Origin of the sequence: Kitasatospora sp. NPDC058063 (assembly GCF_042885395.1) — a bacterium.
GTDB lineage: Bacteria > Actinomycetota > Actinomycetes > Streptomycetales > Streptomycetaceae > Kitasatospora > Kitasatospora lactacystinica.
The window spans coordinates 19,012-38,204 of the sequence record NZ_JBHVSD010000002.1 but is presented as its reverse complement, the minus strand read 5'-3'; the positions used below and the strand labels follow the sequence as shown (position 1 = coordinate 38,204).

Sequence of the window (19,193 nt, the reverse complement as noted above, 5' to 3'; positions counted from 1 at the left end):
ACCGGTAGACTCACCCCGGTCGATTTGGTTCACGGAGCCTCCAGGAGCCACGGTGCAGAACCGCTTGCGGATCGCCCTCATGTCCTACGGAGCGGAGGGGTTCGCGGAGCTCCACGCCCCGTGCGCAGCGGCTGGCCATGAACTCGTTGCCTACGTGTGTGCGGCATCGGCGGCGGAAGCGGTGGTCGGCGATGCCCTAGGGCAACTGCCACCGGGCGTCGATCTCCTGCTGCCACAGAACACCGACGGCCTGGCCCGAGCGCTGGCCGGCTACCGGCCGGACCTGGTGGTCTGCAGCGGGTTCCCGTGGAAGCTACCGGCCGAGGTGCTGCGCGTTCCGCGCCTCGGTGTGCTGAACGTCCACCCCTCCCTGCTGCCACGCCATCGCGGCCCGATGCCGATCCACTGGGCGGTCCGCCACGGCGACCCCGAGACCGGCGTGACGATCCACTGGATGGACGAGTCCTTCGACACCGGGCGGATCCTCGTCCAGCGCGGAGGGGTCGAGCTTCCGGACGACCTGGACGGCGACAGCGTGTTCGCGGAGATCCAGGCACTTTCCCGCGAACTGCTGGCGGAAGCACTGGATTTGGCGGCGGCCGGCCACGCGGGCACCGAGCAGGGCCGGGAAGGGGCGAGCTACGAGAGCGTGATGGGACCGCAGAACGCGGTCATCGACTGGTCGACGAGCCGCCGCGACGTCCACGACCTCGTCCGCTCCTTCCGGTTCGGACTGTTCCCCGTTCCCGGTCCGCTGGCCGTCGTCGACGGCCGGTGGGTGGCCGTCCTCAAGTCCCGTACCGAGCCGGGTGACGGTACGCGCATGGAGTGCGCGGACGGCCCGCTGTGGATCGTGGAGTCAGCCCCGGTCCCAGCGCGGGATGTCTGGCTTCCCGCGAGCTGACTCAGACGCCCTCATCCAGGTCATCCGTCAACCGGTCGCGCAGGCGCAGCGCACCCGGATCGGTGAAGTCGTCTAGCAGGTCCAGCGCCTCACGCCGGTGCTCCCGCACCGCATCCGCTACCTCGCCCATGGCCTCCGCCGCCTCGGCGAGGTGGCAGAGGGCCACCGCCCATTGCCACCGGTCGCCCAGCTCACGATGCACGGCAACGGCACGGCGGTGGAACTCGGCCGCCTCCTGGGCCCGGCCGAGTGCGAGGTAGGCCCGGCCCGCACCGTCCCATGCGAGCGCTTCGCGGCCGCGGTCCCCGAGGCTTCGCTGCAGGACGGCGGCACGCTGATAGGAGTCGAGGGCATCGGCGGAACGACCCGCAGCGCATTGGACGTTCCCGAGCTGCGTCAACCAGTGCCCCTCTGCGACGGCACTGTCGAGATCCACCGCGAGGTCGACCGCGCCCTGGGCGCTCTCCAGTGCCTCGCCGGTCCGATCGTCTTCGAGCTGGATCACGCTGAGGATGCACATGGCGTTGCCTTCGGCCCAACGGTCACCCACCCCTCGGAACGACTCCAAGCCTGCACGAACCAAGCGCTCCGCTTCGGCGAGCCTGCCGAGTTCCGCCTGGACCTGGGCGAGGTTGACCGTCATCCGCGGCTCCCAATAGGCGTCGCCCAGACCCTGGAACAGCGCCCGAGCCCTCTCGAACGCATCCTGTGCGCCGGGCAGTCGGTGTTGCCGCAGTCGCAGCAGGCCGAGTCCGTTGAGGGTCAGCGCCTCCCCGGCGGGATCTTCGAGTTCACTGCGGATGGCCAGTGCCGCCTCGTATTGCTCGCCGGCCTGATCGAACCGGCTGGACTGGGTGAAGGCCATGCCCAGGCTTTCGTGTAGCTCCGCCTGCGCGCGCCGGTCATCGCAGCGCCGTGCGGCCTCCAGGCCCAGACGCGAGGTGGCGAACCAGTCCTGGAAGGTGTTGCGCTGCATGTGGAAGGCACGGAGGACGACGGCGAGCTGCCAGACATGTTCGTCCAGGCCGAGGGCGGCCGCGGTTCGCGTTGCCGCCGTGAGGTTCTCGCGTTCCGTCTCGAACCACCGCATCGCGGCAGCCACGTCGCCGAAGGCAGCGGGCTCCACCTGGGGGTCGAGCGGGGACAGCGACACGCGGGGCTCATGCGGAGCAACTCGTACCTGGGCTGCGTCAGCCGCGTGCAGGTACCAGTCCAGCACCCGCCGGACCGCCCGCTCGCTCTCCTCCGACTCCTGCTCGTGGCGTGCCTGGTCGATGGCGTAGGCACGCAGCAGGTCGTGGAACCGGTACCGGTCAGGGGCGGTCTGCTCGACCATGTGGCTCGCGACGAGCCCGTCGAGCAGGCGGCCGGTCTGCCGGATGCTGCCGGCAACCAACGCCGCGGCAGCCGCAGTACTGAACTCACCGGTGGGATGGAGGCCGAGCATGCGGAAGAGCCGTGCGGCATCGGCGGGCAGTGCCCGGTACGACCAGGCGAAGACCGAACGAACCGCCTCCGACTCCTCTTCGTCCTCGCTGGACAGCGCGTCCCACAGGCTCGACTCGTCGCGCAGGTCCTGGATCAGATCGTTCAGCAGCATCCGCGGCCGGCCGGCCGCGCGCTCGGCCGCGATGCGCAGAGCCAGTGGGAGGCGGGCGCAGAGCCGCGCCAACTGCGCGAGCTCGTCCGGGTCGTCGCCACTTCGATATTCTGCTGTGACCGCGCGCAGAAGCTCGACGGCATCATGCTCTGCCAACACCTCCAGGGTCAGGTGCCGGGCTCCCTCCCGCACGCCGAGGCCCGAGAGGCGGTGCCGACTCGTCACCACCACCAGGCATCCCGGAACACCGGGTAGCAGTGGGCGGACCTGTGCCGCCCGCGAGGCGTTGTCGAGCACGATCAGCATCCGGCGACCGGCCACCAGGGACCGGTAGGTCGAGGCCATGGCTTCCGGGTCGGTCGGGATCGCTGCCGCCGGCACGCCGAGCGCGCGCAGGAAGCGTTCCAGCACCTGCGCGGGCGCCACGGGCTCCTGTGGGTCGTAGCCACGCAGGTTCGCGTACAGCTGCCCGTCCGGGAACTGCGCGCGGACGGCGTGCGCCCAGTGCAGGGCCAACGAGGTCTTGCCGACCCCGGCGGTGCCGGTGAGCACGAGTACCTGGGCCACGGGTTGCTGTTCGACCAGCAGGCGGTCCATGGCTTCCTGCTCCGCGGTCCGGTTGACGAACCCTCGTACGTCCGTGGGCAGTTGCCAGGGAACAGGTTCGCCATGGCGGGCCTCGGACGACTGCGCGGCGTGGAAGTGGACCGGTCCCCGGATGTCCCGGGCCTGCACGACGTTACCGGCGGACGACCCCGAAAGCGAAGACCTGGTGCTGGTGGGGAACGCCTCGGGTACCTCCTGCTCCACTCCTCAGAACTCCACCGGCTGCCGGGCCATGAAGGTCGCGATGTCCTCACCCTGGTCGTACAGGGTGGCGATGAACTCCGCGACCCGCTCCCGAGCCGAGTGGTCGATGCAACGTGTTGCGCCGTCGGCGAGGCCGACAGCGTCGTACGAGATGTCGTAAACGGTGTCGGGCCCAAGGGTGATGAGCTCGGGGAGCGGCCCGTCGAGCTCGTACGGAGCGATCAGCTCGGGGCCGACCACACGGATCAGCTCCCCGCACTCGGCGCGCACCCGCAGAAGTTGCAGCTCCCACTCCAGATAGGGCGTCAGCGGGCGCTCGACAACGCGCACGCGCAGCAGCCGGCAGGCGTGGTCGGCCGCCAGACGGGAAAGTCTGAGCAGGTCATCACGCCTGGCCTCGATCAGCTCCCACGCCTTGACCCGGTCTCCACCAAGGTAGGCACGCCAACTGGCATCCTCAGGTTCCTGGAAGTCCTGCCGTCGCTCCAGCTTCCATGAGTCATGGCCGTCGACCGCGAAGTCCCTCCGGCGAAAGTCGGCCTTGTACTCGGCGAGGGACAGCCGGTCACCTGGAACGTCCCCGAGAAGGTCACGCATCCGGCAGGTCTTCCTTCGCGGAGAGGAACGTGATCCGAGGGATGACCACGAGGCGCTCGCCCTCGCCGACCACCACGTCCTGCGGGAGGCCGGCCCGGTAGGCAGCGGTCAGGTCCCGTCCGATGACCGCGATGTCGCCGTTGTCGAGTTCCCAGACGTCGGGGCAGCCGTCCCGGCCGCCCGTAGTGCCCAGTTCGGCCGGCGACCTGCCGAGGCGCCGGATCAACCCGGCATCAGGGTCCGCATCCCAGGGCTGACTCATCCTGCCTCCGTAAGGCCGCGTGAGCTGTCGGCTACACACCGTACAAACCGGCCCGACTCCGAGTCAATGACGGCCCTCGCCACCCCTACCATCACACCGCGCCCGTACGCTGTCCGCCAGTGCCGGAGGCGCAGCTCCGTGCACGACCGAACGAAGGGGAGTCATGCGGGCGCAGGAGATCACGTTCCTCAACCTGGTGCAGGGCGAGAAACAGTTCCAGGTGCCGCTCTACCAGCGGACGTACAGCTGGGAGCGTGCGCAGCTTCAGCAGCTCTGGGACGACGTGTCCGAGCTGGTGGAGCAACATCTCGACGGTGCCTCTCCGACTGCACACTTCCTCGGCTCGGTCGTCCTCGCGCCCGGCCACATCCAGGCCGGCGGGGTGCAGCGCTGGCTGGTGGTCGACGGTCAGCAGCGGCTCACCACGCTGATGCTCGCCTTCACCGCTCTGCGTGACCACCACAAGAGCTCCGGGGCGGCGACGGCTGCCGACCGGGTGCACCGGCAGTTCCTGGTCAACGAGTTCCACGAGGGGCTCGACCACTACCGCCTGCTGCCGACCCAGGCCGACCGGGACGCGTACACGGCGTGTGTTGGTTCCTCCCCCAAGGCCGGTGACGCGGGCAACATCGGCACGGCGTACCGGTTCTTCCTCGGCGTCCTCGCCCAGGGCACGGAGGAGAACGGCGGCACATGGGTCACCGCCGTCGAGACCGTCCTGAAGAGCCTGCTCTCGATCGTCGAGATCACCGCCCAGGCCGGCGACAACGTCTACCGGATCTTCGAGTCGATCAACAACACCGGCGTCGGCCTCAGCCAGAGCGACCTGCTGCGCAACTACGTCTTCAGCCTGCTGCCGAAGCGCGGCGAGCGGGTCTACCACGAACTGTGGCTGCCGATGCAGCAGGAGCTCGGGCCGAAGAACCTCGAACTCCTGGTCTGGCTCGACCTGCTGGTGCGCGGGCACAGCAAGGCCAAGCAGAGCGAGATCTACCGGGAGCAGCAGAAGCGGCTGGACGGCCTCAAGAACGACGAGGAGGCGTTGCAGCAGGAGATCCAGCTGCTCGCCGAACGCGGCAGACGGCTGCACCGCATCCTGAAGCCCGAGCTCGAGAGTTCGGCCGCGCTGCGCGGCGCGCTGGAGCGTCTGGGGGCGTGGGGCGGCCAGACGCACTATCCGCTCGCGCTTCACCTCCTCGACCTCGTCGACGACGGACAGGCCACGGCGGAGGAAGCAGCCGAGGCGCTGGGCTACGTCGAGTCGTACCTGGTCCGTCGGATGATCTGCCAGGTCCCGACGAACAACCTGAACCGCATCTTCATGGAGGCCCCCAGGGAACTGGAGACGGACCGTTCCCCCGCCGAGGCCGTGCATCGGCTGCTCTCCGGCCGGCGCCGCAAGTGGCCCTCGGACGAGGACCTGCGGGAGGCGATCCGCACCAGGCCGTTCTACTGGAGCGGGCGTTCCAACCAGCGCTTCCACGTGCTGCGGCGACTGGAGGAGAGCCACGCGGCGAGCGAGCCGGTGGACTTCGAGAAGGCTTCGCTCACGATCGAGCACGTGCTGCCACAGCGTCCACCGCAGGCGTGGTTCGACCTTCTCTCGGAGGAGACGGAGGACGGGCAGAGCCCGAAAGAGCTGCACGACCTGCTGGTGCACACCCTCGGCAACCTGACGCTGTCGGGCGACAACTCCAAGCTCTCCAATCACCCGTTCGACCGGAAGCAGCAGCTCCTCGACTCCAGTGCGCTGCGGATGAACCAGCAGATCGCCGCCGCCGAGCGCTGGGGCAAGGCGGAGATCCTGGCCCGCGCCGACCGACTCGCCGAACGGGCGATCGGCCTGTGGCCGGCTCCCATCGGGGCGGTGAAGACCATCGGCGACGAGTGGTCGGGGTGGGCGGACCTGCGTGCGGCGCTCGTCGCGATGCCCAGCGGCACCTGGACGTCGTACGGCGATGTCGCCGAGCTGATCGGCACACACGCGATCGGCGTCGGCAACCACCTGGCCACCAAGCCCGGTGTGATCGGGGCGTACCGGGTCCTGAACTCCGATGGGCGGGTCTCCCCCGGCTTCCGCTGGCTCGACAGCGAGCGGACCGAGACCCCTCGGGATCTCCTGGAACAAGAAGGCGTCCCGTTCGACGGGCTCGGCCGCGCCCATGGCTCCTGCCGGTTGACCGCCGCCGAACTGGCGACCCTGCTGGGCCGCGACATCCCGGCGGACCGGCTGCACGACGCACTGCCCGACGCTGAGAACGCTGCGGCGAGGGAGCGCTTCCTCACTCAACTGACCGAGAACCAGAGCAGCGGGGCGTCTGCTTCGGTCATGGCAGCCCTGTACTTCTGGGAGCAGCAGGGAGGCTACTTCGACTACGGCCGCGCCGAGGAGACCAGCTGCTACCCGATGCTCGACACCGGCACCCCCTCCCAGCCGCACCTGCTGTGGCCGCTCGCGATCTACCCCGTGACGGGGACCGCGGAGGTGGTCTTCCAGTACCTGAAGGACCGTAGCCCGTTCGACGACGCCGAGGTGCGCCGGGAGCTGCTGCGCCGGTTCAACGAGATCGACGGGATCGAACTGGCGGAGGCAAAGCTGGAACTGCGTCCGTCCTTCCCGCTCCAGGTGTTCTTCGAGCACCCGAAGGAGATCTGCGCGGTGCTGGAGTGGTTCATCCACACCGCCGCACTGGAGCTGGCGCAGCGCGCCTGAGTCGGATCGCCGCGTCGCCGAGCCGAGTTGGGGGACTTGGCTCGGCCGCGAGCGGCGCGGCGTCAGGCGGGTATGCCGCCGGCCGGGCCTCGGCGCTCGGGCTCGGAGCGGTCTGCCACGAGCGTGGCAGTGCCCGTCTTCGTCCCCGCCCGCTCCCCTGCGAGGTCGCGGAGGAGATGGAGGAGGTTGAGCAGAGTGCTCACGGGCGCGTTGCCGAAGTCGACCAGGAGGCGCCCGTCGAGGATGGTCTCGCCGGGAGAGGCGGAGCCCCAGAGGAGTCCGTGCGGGAGGCCGAGCCGGTGCAGTTCACCGAGGAGGGCGGTGATCTGGGGCCTGGTGCAGTCGCGCATCCGGGGTTCGTCGGGGGCGATGGGTCCGAGGGTCACGAGACCGAGTCCAGCTCGTACCAGACGGTCTTGCCGCGCTTCTGCGGGTCGACGCCCCAACGGTGGGTGAGGCCGGCGACGAGCTGGAGGCCCCGGCCGGTCTCGACGAAGTCGCCGGGGGTCCGCTGCTCAGGGAGGGCGTCGCTCTCGTCCGAGACGGTGACGCGAAGCGTGCGGCCGAGCAGGGCGTAGAAGACGACGGGAGAGGCGGTGCCGCCGTGCCGCCAGGCGTTGACCAGGAGCTCCATGAGGGCCAGTTCGGCGTTGAAGATGGTCTCGGGGTCCCAGCCGTAGCGGATCAGGGTGTCCCGGAGGGACTGGCGGGAGAGGGCGAGGGAGGGGGTGTTACGGGTACACACGGGAACCTCCGTGAGGGGGTGGTGTGGAGGGGGGAGAGACGGAAACGGCGGATACGTCGCCGTGAGCCAGGCCAGGGCGGGGCTGGTTGATGCCACGTGTGGCTGCTCTGCGGTGCGCGGGCAGAAGGCGCCTACTGCCAAGAACACAGGCGTTACTGACGATCCGTCGATCAACCTGAGTCGACGGTATCGCGGTTCCATGAGAAATTTTCCATGGATCTGGAATGTTCCCTCTAACGTGGCATTGGGGGCCCCGAGATGGACCGCCATTCCGGCAGCGCGGCACACTGGGGTCACCCACAGTCCTGGAAGGAACCATGGCTCGCACGAACCCAACACTCCGCCAGCGTCGGCTTGGTGCAGAGCTGCGAAGAATGCGGGAGCAGGCCGGCTTCGGCGGCAGCCAGCTCGGTCGCGCTGTCGGGATGAACCCGGCCCAGGTGACGCAGATGGAGTCGGGAAAGATCGGCATCAGCGTGGAGCGGCTTCACACAATCGCCGCGACGTGCATGTGCGTCAATCAGCCGCTGATCGACGCACTCGCCGAGATCATCACGGACCGAGGCAAGAGCACCTGGTGGGAGGAGTACCGGGACACCCTGGCAACGGACTTCCTTGAGGTGGCCGAGCTTGAGGGCGGCGCACGGCGGCTGACCACGTACTCGACGTCTCTCATCCCGGGCCTGCTCCAGACCGGCGCCTACGCATCAGCCCTGTTCGCCCAGACCTACCCTCCGCTGCCGCACCACGAGATCGACCTCAGGACGGCCTTCCGCATGCAGCGACAGCGAGTGGTTCGCTCGGGAGCAGCGCCCTACACGGCATTCGTTCATCAGGCGGCCCTGCACATGCAGTTCGGCGGACCTGAGGTGCTCACCAGCCAGCTCAAGGCCCTCGACATAGACTCGGAACACCCGAGCATCTCCATTCGAGTGGTGCCGTTCAGTGCTGGAGTCGTCCCGAGCCCCAGCGAGAACTTCACCTACGCGGAGGGGCCGATCCCGGAACTGGACACCGCACAGATGGACTATGGCCACGGCATCCATCTCTTCGATGCGCCAGCCCACCTTGCGAGGTTCCGCGCCCTGATCTCGCAGATGGACTCCACGGCCCTCTCCGAGAAGGATTCCCGAGAGTTGATCAAGTCCGCCAAGGAAGAGATGGAACACAAGCATGGCTAGCTCCGAATGGCAGAAGTCCAGCTACTCCGGCGCAACGGACAACTGCGTCGAAGTCCGCACCACCGACGGGCTGCTGGAACTCCGAGAGTCCGACGACGCCGGCATAGTCGTCCGCACCACACCCGCCAAGTTCGCGAAGTTCCTCCAAGCCGCCAAGGCCGGCGAGTTCGACCAGCTCGCCAACTGACTCAGCGGTGCCTCGCTCCACAGAGCGAGGCACCGCTTACACGTCAATTGCCCTCGGAGTGGTAGGACTCCAGTCGAAGAATCTGCCTGTCGAGATTGCGGACCTGGGTCGAGTCCGCCCCCACGGCGTCGGCCAACAGCGGGCGGACGGCCTTGAGCTCGGACAGAGCCTCGTCGGGATAGCCGGAGGCGGCCAGCATCTGCGCGATGACGAAGCGGGATTCACGCATCTGCTCCGCGGTCTCGCCGTCGTACGAGGCATCGGCGTTCTGCACGTAGAACCTCAGGTGCGGCAGCGCCTTGTCCGGCTTGCCGATCTCGGCGAACGCGTGGCCCGCGTGATAGGAGCAGTCGAGGACGTAGGAATCGTTCGGCGGGAAGTGCTTGCGGTACTCGCGTCCGACAGCTTCGAACAACGGCGCGGCTCGGGAGTACTCGAAGTCGTAGAACAGCGCGGCGGCCAGCAGGTGACGCAGGCGCAGCGACAAATAGGCGTCGTGGCCGGCGCGGGCCACCCCGTCCTCAAGGAGCCTGATCGCCTCGGAGGGGCGGTCGTTGTCCAGCAGCACCCGGATGTTGGCCTCCAGTTGGCCGGCTTCGGCGTCGGTGATTCCGCCTCTCTCAGGGGCCGGCACGCGAGGCTCGGCGGCGGCTAGCAGCGGGCGCCGGAACGGGCGCGTCGGGTCACGGCTTTCGCCATCCCCTGTCAGCGCGTCCGAAGCCGAGAGCAGGGGCAGCAGAGCCTCGTAGACCGCCTCGGCGGACGGCCGGGCCCGAGGGTCCTTCGCCAGCATCGACGACACGAGCTCCTCCACAGCCGAGGGGATCTCGCCTCGCCGTGTCCGTACCGAAGGCGGGACCGATTGCAGGTGGTGGGCACGCAGCGGCGTGCTGCTCGTTCCGTGGAACGGCACGTCTCCGGTCAGCATCTCGCACAGCAGGCAACCGAGCGAGTAGATGTCGGATGCGGACGTGACCGCTTGCCCCAGGGACTGTTCCGGCGACATGTAAGCCGGCGTGCCCACCGTGCGGTCGACCTGCGTCAGGCGGGGCAGCGCGCCGGCACCACGCAGGATCGCGATGCCGAAGTCGAGCACCTTCACCAGGCCACCGTCGACGAGCATCACATTGGCCGGCTTGATGTCGCGGTGGACGATATCAACCCGGTGCACATCGGCCAACACGGCCGCGATCTGCGCCGCGATCGACACCGCCCACTCCACGCTCGGCGCCGCAGTGGTGTACTCGGCGTCGTCCAGCAGCGCTTCCATTGTCGAACCGCGCAGCAACTGCATGACCAGCCACAGCTGCGTGCTGCCGTCCGGGCTAGTCTCGACACCGGTGTCGTAGACAGCCGGCGTCCCGGGGTGTTCCAGCTGGGCAGTGGTACGGATTTCGCGCAGGAACCGCTTGCGGTCGCGTTCCAGCGCGTCGAGGATCTCCACTGCCTCCGGACTGTCCGGTTTCGCCGGGACCGGCCCCGATGACGGCCGCAGCATCTTGATCGCGACAGGCCGGTCCAGGCGCTCGTCGTAGCCGTAGAAGACCTCGCTCATGCCGCCGCGGCCGAGCGTCCCATCCACTCTGTAGCGTCCAGCCAGCAACTGCACCCCTGCGGGCCGCCCCGTTCCGTCCTCCACGCCCCACCCCTACCCCTACCCAGAGATCAAACCGCTTGCCCTATCCCACCACGGCACTGACCAGCCGGAGCTGTCATTCCCCGATCGCGTGTCCACCGGTCTCGCGGCGCATCTCCTCGCGCAGCCGCGCCAGCGCCTCGTCCCGGGCCGGTTCGGTGATGATCCGGTAGGCGCGCTTTCGCGCGGCTTCCTTGATCGCCTTCTGGAACTCGTTGTTGTCGAAGTACAGCTTCATGAACTCGGTGTTGCGCTCGGCGTTCTCCGCGACGATGCCGTCGAGCCGGTCGTCAGCAACCTGCCCGAACCGCGACTCGTCGTTCATCAGCGCGATCTTCTGCATCGCCGTGTCCTCGACCAGGCCGACGACCTGCTGGTAGACGAGGATCTGATCGGAAGTCCCCAGGTCCAGTCCGAAGCGGTCGTTGAGATCCTCGATCACCTCTGACAGTGGTTTGATCTCCGGCTCCCGGTAGCCACCGCCGTCAGCCGCATGGCCACGCACGTCGCGATCTCCGACCGCCGACAGCGACACGTTGTGCCGTCCGGTGAACTCCAACCGGAAATGGCTCAGATCCGCATCCCCTATGTCGACCGACGTGGACGGCCTACCGGGCAGCCGGATCAGCAGGATTCTGCCGTACTGGTAGAGCCGCTCCAGGTCGCGGTCTCCCCAGTCGACGATCTGCGCGATCAGGCTGTAGGCCCGCACATAATCCTGCAGTTTGCCTCGGAAGCCCTCCCGTTCATCGTCGGTCTCGAGCCCCTCGAAGCGCTCAATCGCCGGCTTCAGGTATTCGTGCAGTTCGGCATGGAGCTTGCGCTCAGCTGAATCAGGCATTCGCCCCGGCCCTGCCGCGGCCAGGACCCGGATGAAGGATTCCATCTCGGAGGCGACCAGCAGCTCGTAGTCCATCACCTCACGCTGCTTGGTGTAGAGCAGGTTCGGGTCGGTCGGCTCGGTGATCGTGGTCTCGAACCAGGGCTCGAACGCGGCCTGGATGTCAGCGGCCTCGTTGACGAAGTCGAGGATGTGAACGTCGTCCTGCGTCTTCATCGGATGGATCCGGTTGAGCCGCGACAGCGTCTGCACGGCAGCGACGCCGGTGAGCGGCTTGTCGACGTACATCGCGCACAGCAATGGCTGATCGAACCCGGTCTGGTACTTTTCCGCGACGACCAACAACCGGTACTCGTCCTGGTTACGGGCGACTGCCTGCGGATCGTCCGCCTTGGTGTAGGCGAACCGGTCCGGCAGCTGGCCCTCGGGGAAGCCGTTGAGCTGCGCCTCCGTAAACTCCAGCCCGGCCTCATCCTTCAACTGCCCGGAGAACGCGACGAGCGTCCCGCAGTCGGTGAACCCGCGGAGCGTGACGTAGGAGCGGATCGCCTGGTACAGGTCGAGCGCGTGCTGCCGACTGGTCGTGACGACCATTGCCCTGGCCCGTCCGCCGAGCCGCCCGACGATGTTCTCCCGGAAGTCGTCGACGATCAGTTTGGCCTTCTGCTCAAGCGACTTCGGGTGCTGCTCGGCATAGCGGACCAGCTTCGCCTTCGCCTTGGCCTCATCGACCTCCGGGTTGGAGATGCGCGACTCGGCCTGGTCAACCGCATTGTTGCGCAGTCGCCACTTGGTGTCGTAGGTCATGTAGTTGGCCAGCACGTCGAGGATGTAGCCCTCGTCGACCGCCTGCCGCATAGAATAGACGTGGAAGGGCACGTACATGCCCGGCTGATTGGTGCGCGGGTTGAGCCGGTCCGGGTCGAACGTGCCGAACAGCTTCAGCGTCGCCGACTTCGGGGTCGCGGTGAAAGCGAAGTACGAGAGGTTCGGCTGCTTGCCGCGCACCCGGGTCAGGTACTCCGCGTCGTCCTCGTCCTCCTCACGCGGTGTCGCATTGGAGCCGAGTACCTGCTTCAGCTGGATCGCCGACTCGCCGCCCTGCGAGGAGTGCGCCTCGTCGATGATGACCGCGTAGCGCTTGCCGGCCAGCCCCATGTCGGCGATCTTCTTCAGCACGAACGGGTACATCTGCAGGGTGCTGATGACGATCTTCGCGGTCGAGTCGTCGAGGGCACCGGCCAGCTGCGACGAGTCCTCGTCGATCTTCTTGACGACACCGGGCGTGTGGTCGAACTGGAATATCGTCCGCTGGAGCTGACGATCCAGGACGGTCCGGTCCGTGATCACGACGATCTTGTGGAAGACCGGCTGATTGTCGGCGTCGAACAGACTGGAGAGGCGGTGCGCCAGCCAGGCGAGGGTGTTCGACTTGCCCGAGCCGGCCGAGTGCTCGATGAGGTAGTTGTGCCCAGCGCCGTTCGCCCGGGCATGGTCCACCAGCTTCTGCACCGCGTCCCACTGGTGGTACCGCGGGAAGATGCGCGGGGAGGTGTGCGGGTTCTCCCTGACGCCCTTCTTGTCGGGGGCCTTGACGTGGACAAAGCGGTGCAGGATCTCCAGCCAGTTGTCGCGCTGCCAGATCTGCTCCCACAGGTAGGCGACGTCATAGGGGGTAGCCGGGGGGTTCCCGGCTCCGCCGGACTTGCCCGGGCCGTTGGAGCCGACATTGAATGGCAGGAACTCCGTGTCCGCGCCGCGCAGCCGCGTGGAAATGAACGCCTGATCAGGATCGACTGCGAAGTGGACGAGTGTCCGCTTGGCGAAGAACAGCTCGTTCGGGTCGCGGTCATCCCGGTACTGCGCGATGGCGCGGTCAACGTTCTGCCCGGTGTTGGGATTCTTCAACTCGACGGTGGCAACCGGCAGTCCGTTGAGGAACAGCGCCATGTCTAGCGACAGGCGCGGGTTGCGCACGCTGTAGTGCACCTGCCGGGCGACGGTCAGCCGGTTCTCGTCGTACTCGGCGAGGGCGTCAACGGCCAGGGTGTGGCCGGGGCGGAAGTACGCGAGGTCGATCTGCACGCCCCTGTCGCGCACGCCCTGACGCAGCACGTCGAGCACGCCGCGAGCGTCGACCTCGGCGGCGACACGCTGCGCGAACTGCCGCTTGGCGGCAGTCTCGTCACCGCTGTAGAAGCCAACAAGGCGATTCCAGTTCGGCTCCTGCGTCGCACCGATGAATTGGAACATCACGGTAGGATCGAGGCCGAGCTCAGCGTTGAACTTACACTCTGCGGCTTTCCAACCGCGTGCGATCAATTCATCCTCGACTCGCTCCTCGAAACGCTGCTCGCGGTGTGCTCCGGGGGTCATACGGCAGCACCTCCTGACAGCGACAGCCCTTGCCCAGCGGTGACGTCGATCTGCCCCATGACAGCTGCCACGATCAAGGCATGGCGACGCTCAGTTAGAAGAGCGATTTGACGCATGACTGCTTCCCGAACAAATTCGCTATCGCGGGTCATCTCGTTGATCCGGAGAGCCACTCTTTGCTGGGTCGCCAAGGTCAGGGCAGGAAGTCGCAGATCTCCAATCTCACCGAGTCCAAGTCCAGCCTTAGCGCCGCCGTAGCTGTTGCTGGCGAGTTGGCGTTTCGCTGCAGGAGATTTGATTGCATAGGCCAGCCAGTCAGAATCGCATAGCGACTTAATAGGCCGCACAAGCGCAATGTGCTGACTCACATTTCCATCGGCTGTGCAGTTATCGATTACACCCACTGATCCGATGTCCGCCGTGATGCTCACAAGAACATCGCCGGCCCTCGTTCGGGTGCGCTCACGCTCAGCCCCACAGGGGGCTGCAACGCGAGCTAGATCCGACAACTCCAGTCGCACCCCGCGGCGCGGAATATTCATGATTCGAAGAAATGGCGTACCTTCATCAGAGATCAGGTCTCCCCACCCTCGAGGCCCACTCGTGATTCGGCTTGATAGATGCTTGAGTCGGATCTCCTCCGACCCCTTCGCAGTGTATGCCTCATCGAGCAGCGACGACTCCCGGCCATCAAGAAGTGCCATCTGAGAACGCCGGAAATGAAGGATCTGATCGATCTGAGCGGTCTCGCCGTCAAGAAATTCTGCGATGCGGCGCTGCTCATCGATGGGCGGAATTTTGCAATGCTGAGACAGAAACGCCTCAGCATCCAGATTCTGAATCCCTGTTGTCTGCTTGACAAACTGGCGCGTAAACCCAGACCAGTAGAGCCCATTCATGAGATAGCACACGAAGCGAGAATCTACGGAACTGGAGACTTGCATGCGAGCATTAAAGTTTGAGCATACTGCACGGGTCTGCAGATCAAATAGTGCAACACTGCCGACAGGCTGATCTGCACTACCTCCGGACTTCTCAAGTACCAGATCCCCTCGCACCAGCTCATGATCCCGGAGGCCACTGGGCGCGACACTCCTGCGCGGCATCTTCGAATCGCTGATCCGGTTCTTGACTCGGTCAAAATCGGTTCCACGAGCACAAAACACATCTGTCTCATCGTCGGGGTCATCGCCCCAGATGCCGTTGCGCACCGAGGTGAATAGGTTCTTGAGACGGGTCTCATGCCATTCTGTCACCGCACTCATCCCGTCACCTCGCCCAGGAGATTCTGAATCTGCGTCTCAAGCTCACGCAGTTCCGCATCGATGTCCGCCAGCGGCCGCGGAGGCGTGTACACGTAGAAGTGTCGGGTGAAGGGAATCTCGTAGCCGACCTTCGTCTTGTCGTGGTCGATCCAAGCGTCGGGAACGTGCCGGGTGACCTCGCGGGCGAAGTAGGCCTCGATGTCCTCGTCAAGCGGGACGTTCTCGTAGTCACGCAGTTCCGGGTCCGGCAGAACAGTCCCGTCCTTGGCTTTCTGCACTTCCCCCTCGGGGTCGGACACGGCGACCGCGCCCCACAGGCCCTTCAGTAGCGCCGCTGTCCCTGGCCAGCTCGCCCCCGCCTCGGCGGCAGCTGCGTGCAGGGCGTTGGCCGCCTCCTTCTTCGTCCACCACACCGAGCCGACCACTCCGCGCAGTGCCGCCACCAGCGCCTCGCGCCCGTCCCACTTCGCCAGCGGCTTCGCTTCCTCCAGCGCCGCCAAGGTGTCCTCGGTGATCTCGAAGCGCAGCTTGAGCGGGCGCTCGACCGTGATCCGGTGGTAGCCGAAGTCGCGGGTGCCGAAGATCTTCACCTTGGCGTGGTCGGGGTGTCCGGCGTCGGCCGCAATCTTGAGAGCGTCGACGTACATCTTGGTGATGGCATCGATCTGCCCATCGCTGATCTGCTTGCGCTTGTCGCCGAACGACTTGCGCATCTTCTCCCACTGGTCGCGCGCGTCGAGCAGGATCACTCTCCCGCGCAACGCCTTGGCCTTGCGGTTGGACAGGACCCAGAAGTACGTGGAGATGCCGGTGTTGTAGAACAGCTGGTCAGGCAGCGCGACGATCCCCTCGAGCAGGTCGTTCTCCAGGATCCACTGACGGATCTTCGACTCGCCGGACTCGGCCGCCCCAGTGAACAGCGGGGAGCCGTTGAAGACGATGCCCAGCCGGGCGCCCTTCCCCTCGACCGGTTCCATCTTGGAGATCATGTGTTGGAGGAACAGGAACGAGCCGTCGTTGATGCGCGGCGTGCCGGCGCCGAAGCGGCCGGCGTGGCCGAGTTGGGCCTCGGCCAGGATTTCGTCCTTGACCTTCTTCCACTCCACGCCGAACGGCGGGTTCGCCAGCATGTAGTCGAACTTCTGGTCCGGGTGGCCGTCATCGCTGAAGGAGTTGCCGAAGTGGATGCGCCCGCGCTGGTTGCGCATGAGCATGTCCGACTGGCAGACCGCCCAGGATTCGGCGTTGAGCTCCTGGCCGAACAGGTAGACCTCGGCGTTGGGGTTGATCGACTTGATGTGGTCCTCGGCCGCGGTGAGCATGCCCCCGGTACCACAGGCCGGGTCGAGGATGTTGATGACCTGGCCCTCGCCGGCGATGGTCTCGGCGTCCGGGGCAATCAGGAGGTTGACCATCAGCTTGATGACTTCGCGCGGGGTGAAATGCTCACCGGCGGTCTCGTTGGAGTCTTCGGCGAACTTGCGGATCAGGTGCTCGAAGACGTAGCCCATGTCGTGGTTGGTCAGCTTGTCGAGGTCACGCATGCCTGCGAACCTGCTGACAACCGAGTAGAGAAGCTTCGTCCCCGCCAGCTTGGTGATCTCGTTGTCGAGGTCGAAGCGGGACAGGATCTGCCGGACGTTCGGGGAGAAGCCGTTGATGTAGTCGCGCAGGTTCTTCGCGGTGCTCGAAGCATCCGAGGCGATCGTGGCGAAGTCCTGCTTGGAGGTGTTGTAGAACGGCAGTTTCGCCGCGATCTGCAGCAGGCGTTCCTTGTTCTGGATGTCGAGCGCTGCGTCACGTGCCCGCACCGCGTCACGTGTCGGGGCCATCACCGCGTCGAGGCGGCGCAGCAGTGTGAACGGCAGGATCACCTGGCCGTACTCGTGGCGCTTGTAGTCGCCGCGCAGCAGGTCGGCGACCGACCAGATGTCGTTCGCCATCTTGGAATGGGTGGGGCCTGAGGTCACAGTTCGCTCGTCTCGTCTTCGGTTGCGTCGGCGTGGTCAGTGTTCTTCACCGTGGAGGATCCGGTGCCAGAACACCGGTGGTCAGGCCGTGGACGGTCTGGTCGATGACGTTCGCGCTCACCGTCGCCAGCGCGGCCAGTGTCTCTCCCAACTCCCGTAGCCGGCGGAAGGAGTCGCCGTAACGGCGCTGTTCGGCCAGGGGCATGCGTGGAATGCGGCAACGGCGCAGGTCCTCTCGACTGAGCGCGCCGAGGGTGTTGGCCACGGGCAGTGCGTTGGCATCGGCTCGCAGGAAGGTCGCGACGAAGTACGCGTCCAAGCGGGTTGCGTCGATCTCGACGACCTGGGCGACTCCTGCGTCGTCGTCAGCGGTACCGCTCGCGACGACCGGGGGCCGACCCAGGGTCCGCACGAGCACGTCGCCAGGGAGCGGAGTGGCGTCGCGGGAGCGAATCGTCAGAGCACCCGCGCGTTCCAACTCGCCGAGGGTGACGTAGGAGTGACGGGTCGGCACCGTCGGCATGGCGAAACGCGGCAGGGCTTTGCCGATCTGGGTGTAGAGGGCCTGCAGGCGGTCGGTGACGCGCGCGAGATCGTCGGCGCCGGCCTCGATGCGCGGGGCGACGTAGCGGGAGGGCAGCAGATTGGCGTCGCCGTCGAGCAGTTCCAGGCGTGGGACGGCGCGGGAGATCGTCGGATCGGCTTCGTCGAACAACCGCTGCCAGGTGGCGAACTCGTACGGCACATCGGCCGCGCCCCCCAGGCCGGTCAGCTCGACCATGCGCACGGGCGCATGGTCGGCTCCGCCGTACGGGCGTTGCAGAACCCAGAGGTACACGTCGGTATCGGCAGTCGAACCCATCCCCTTCGGCAGCGCGATCACGTCACGCAGCACACCGGAGCGCAGCAGCGCCGCGCGGATGTGCTGCCCAGACGGCTGGATGCAGGTGCGCGGAGTCACCGCGACGACGGCCACGCCGCGCGGGCGCAGGTGCGCATAGCAGTGCTGCACCCAGGCCAGCTCGCCGTCTCGCGGGGCCGGGATGCCGAATTCCCAACGCGGATCGGTGGTCAACTCCTCCGACGGCCACTGCGGCACATCGAAGGGGGGTTCACAGACAACGGCCGCAGCCGCGCCGAGGTAGCTGCCCAGTTGGTCGTCCAGCAGCGAGTCGCCGGTGTGGATCTCGTACGGCGCGTCGTGGGCGCTGGAGCGCAGACTGAACGCTGCAACCTTCGCCGCCCCCTCCGAGATCTCCTGTCCGACGAGCCTGAGGTGCCCGCCGAATCGGTCAGCTGCGGCCAGCAGCAGCGTCGCGTTACCGCAGGCCGGATCGAGCACCACGGGAACGCTGGAGTTGCCGGCGCTCACCGGCCCGTGAGCCGTCGAGCGAGGCAGCAGCGACACCATCACCTTGGCCAGCCACTGACTCGACGTCAGGTCGGCGAGCCCTCGCTCCGATGTCGGAGCCGGAGCCCGTCGACCCGCCCCTCCGAGGGGGAGGTCGGATGGAGGCCGCTCCTCGTCCCTCAGCCCCTGGGCCCCGGTCGCGGTTCGGCCCGCCGTCGCCAGTTGATCGCCCTTGCCCGTAGCGGTGAGCCACGCCTCGACTTCCGCGCGGGAGAACCTCGGACTCGCCTCGCTACCGCCGACCGGCTTCGGGAACTCCGGGTAGCGGCGGCGCCAGTTCGACACCGCCGCACGGCCGACGCCGGCCAGCCGCGCGATCGCGGCAGCCGTCATCGTGTCCTGCTCATCGGGGCTCATGGTCGCAACCCTACAGGGAGGAGGGGGTGATTCCAAGCCTCTGTGAACATCGTTGATACTGTTCACAAGATGACGTTCACACCGCGAAGTGGCTTGCCATTCATTCGATCAAGTGCCTAGGCTCTTGCCAGCACCCCAAGGGAAGGCCGGGAAGGCCCTCCTGTCCACTCGGAAGCAGGGCCACACCTGTGCCTCCGAGCTGTGAACACCTGCCGCTCACACTCTTGAGAGCACCATCTGCCAGCGAGGCGGAGTCTCACCGCCCCGCCGCTGTCGCGGCTGCTTCACCCCACTAACCCACGCCTCCGGCAGTGCTCTGCCGTTTCGACCCCGGAGGC

The 19,193-nt window shown here is 66.8% G+C and carries 14 protein-coding genes; 4 read left to right on the top strand and 10 right to left on the bottom strand.

All coding sequences use genetic code 11. The annotated features are described in order from the left end of the window. Positions 1-52: 52 nt before the first annotated feature. Positions 53-904, top strand: coding sequence for a methionyl-tRNA formyltransferase (locus ACFVUY_RS03915; RefSeq protein ID WP_387727124.1), 852 nt, complete (start codon positions 53-55; stop codon positions 902-904). Position 905: 1 nt separating this feature from the next. Here ACFVUY_RS03915 and ACFVUY_RS03910 read toward each other — a convergent pair whose 3' ends face one another. From ACFVUY_RS03910 to ACFVUY_RS03900, 3 genes are read right to left on the bottom strand one after another with little or no spacing between them, the layout of a single operon-like run. Further along, positions 906-3,314, bottom strand: coding sequence for an ATP-binding protein (locus ACFVUY_RS03910; protein ID WP_387727122.1), 2,409 nt, complete (start codon positions 3,312-3,314; stop codon positions 906-908). A 3-nt stretch (positions 3,315-3,317) separates the two neighbouring features. Then, entirely contained in the window at positions 3,318-3,911 is a 594-nt protein-coding gene (locus ACFVUY_RS03905) for a DUF6879 family protein (RefSeq protein WP_387727120.1), read from the bottom strand. Then, positions 3,904-4,173: a hypothetical protein gene (locus tag ACFVUY_RS03900; RefSeq protein ID WP_387727118.1), complete on the bottom strand. Its 270-nt coding sequence runs from the start codon at positions 4,171-4,173 to the stop codon at positions 3,904-3,906. Before ACFVUY_RS03900 ends, ACFVUY_RS03905 begins: the two co-directional genes overlap by 8 nt. 163 nt (positions 4,174-4,336) lie before the next feature. Here ACFVUY_RS03900 and ACFVUY_RS03895 point away from each other — a divergent pair, with 163 nt between their 5' ends. Then, positions 4,337-6,886, top strand: coding sequence for a DUF262 domain-containing protein (locus ACFVUY_RS03895; RefSeq protein WP_387727116.1), 2,550 nt, complete (start codon positions 4,337-4,339; stop codon positions 6,884-6,886). Between the two features lie 62 nt (positions 6,887-6,948). On the opposite strand, the gene ACFVUY_RS03890 is transcribed toward ACFVUY_RS03895, so the two are convergent. Next, complete coding sequence (locus tag ACFVUY_RS03890; protein ID WP_387727114.1) at positions 6,949-7,272, bottom strand: hypothetical protein; 324 nt, start codon at positions 7,270-7,272, stop codon at positions 6,949-6,951. Continuing rightward, the gene (locus ACFVUY_RS03885) at positions 7,269-7,631 is read right to left on the bottom strand and encodes an ATP-binding protein (protein WP_387727112.1); all 363 of its coding nucleotides are present in this window, start codon (positions 7,629-7,631) and stop codon (positions 7,269-7,271) included. The genes ACFVUY_RS03890 and ACFVUY_RS03885 overlap by 4 nt, the downstream gene beginning before the upstream one ends. Positions 7,632-7,948: 317 nt before the next feature. Between ACFVUY_RS03885 and ACFVUY_RS03880 the strand changes: the two genes are divergently transcribed. Together ACFVUY_RS03880 and ACFVUY_RS03875 are read left to right on the top strand one after the other, a co-directional pair. Next, the gene (locus ACFVUY_RS03880) at positions 7,949-8,812 is read left to right on the top strand and encodes a helix-turn-helix domain-containing protein (protein ID WP_387727110.1); all 864 of its coding nucleotides are present in this window, start codon (positions 7,949-7,951) and stop codon (positions 8,810-8,812) included. Then, on the top strand, positions 8,805-8,999 hold the full coding sequence (locus ACFVUY_RS03875; protein WP_387727108.1) for a DUF397 domain-containing protein: 195 nt from the start codon (positions 8,805-8,807) through the stop codon (positions 8,997-8,999). Before ACFVUY_RS03880 ends, ACFVUY_RS03875 begins: the two co-directional genes overlap by 8 nt. A gap of 43 nt (positions 9,000-9,042) precedes the next feature. On the opposite strand, the gene ACFVUY_RS03870 is transcribed toward ACFVUY_RS03875, so the two are convergent. The 5 genes from ACFVUY_RS03870 to ACFVUY_RS03850 all read right to left on the bottom strand — a co-directional run bounded on the left by ACFVUY_RS03870 (position 9,043) and on the right by ACFVUY_RS03850 (position 18,855). Then, complete coding sequence (locus ACFVUY_RS03870; RefSeq protein WP_387727773.1) at positions 9,043-10,581, bottom strand: protein kinase; 1,539 nt, start codon at positions 10,579-10,581, stop codon at positions 9,043-9,045. A gap of 130 nt (positions 10,582-10,711) precedes the next feature. Next, the gene (locus ACFVUY_RS03865) at positions 10,712-13,852 is read right to left on the bottom strand and encodes a type I restriction endonuclease subunit R (RefSeq protein ID WP_387727106.1); all 3,141 of its coding nucleotides are present in this window, start codon (positions 13,850-13,852) and stop codon (positions 10,712-10,714) included. Continuing rightward, positions 13,849-15,117 carry a hypothetical protein gene (locus ACFVUY_RS03860; protein WP_387727104.1) on the bottom strand — a complete coding sequence of 423 codons (1,269 nt, stop codon included), beginning with the start codon at positions 15,115-15,117 and terminating at the stop codon, positions 13,849-13,851. Before ACFVUY_RS03860 ends, ACFVUY_RS03865 begins: the two co-directional genes overlap by 4 nt. Continuing rightward, complete coding sequence (locus ACFVUY_RS03855) at positions 15,114-17,060, bottom strand: N-6 DNA methylase (RefSeq protein ID WP_387727102.1); 1,947 nt, start codon at positions 17,058-17,060, stop codon at positions 15,114-15,116. Before ACFVUY_RS03855 ends, ACFVUY_RS03860 begins: the two co-directional genes overlap by 4 nt. A 73-nt stretch (positions 17,061-17,133) precedes the next feature. Beyond that, the gene (locus ACFVUY_RS03850) at positions 17,134-18,855 is read right to left on the bottom strand and encodes an N-6 DNA methylase (RefSeq protein ID WP_387727100.1); all 1,722 of its coding nucleotides are present in this window, start codon (positions 18,853-18,855) and stop codon (positions 17,134-17,136) included. Positions 18,856-19,193: the final 338 nt, after the last annotated feature.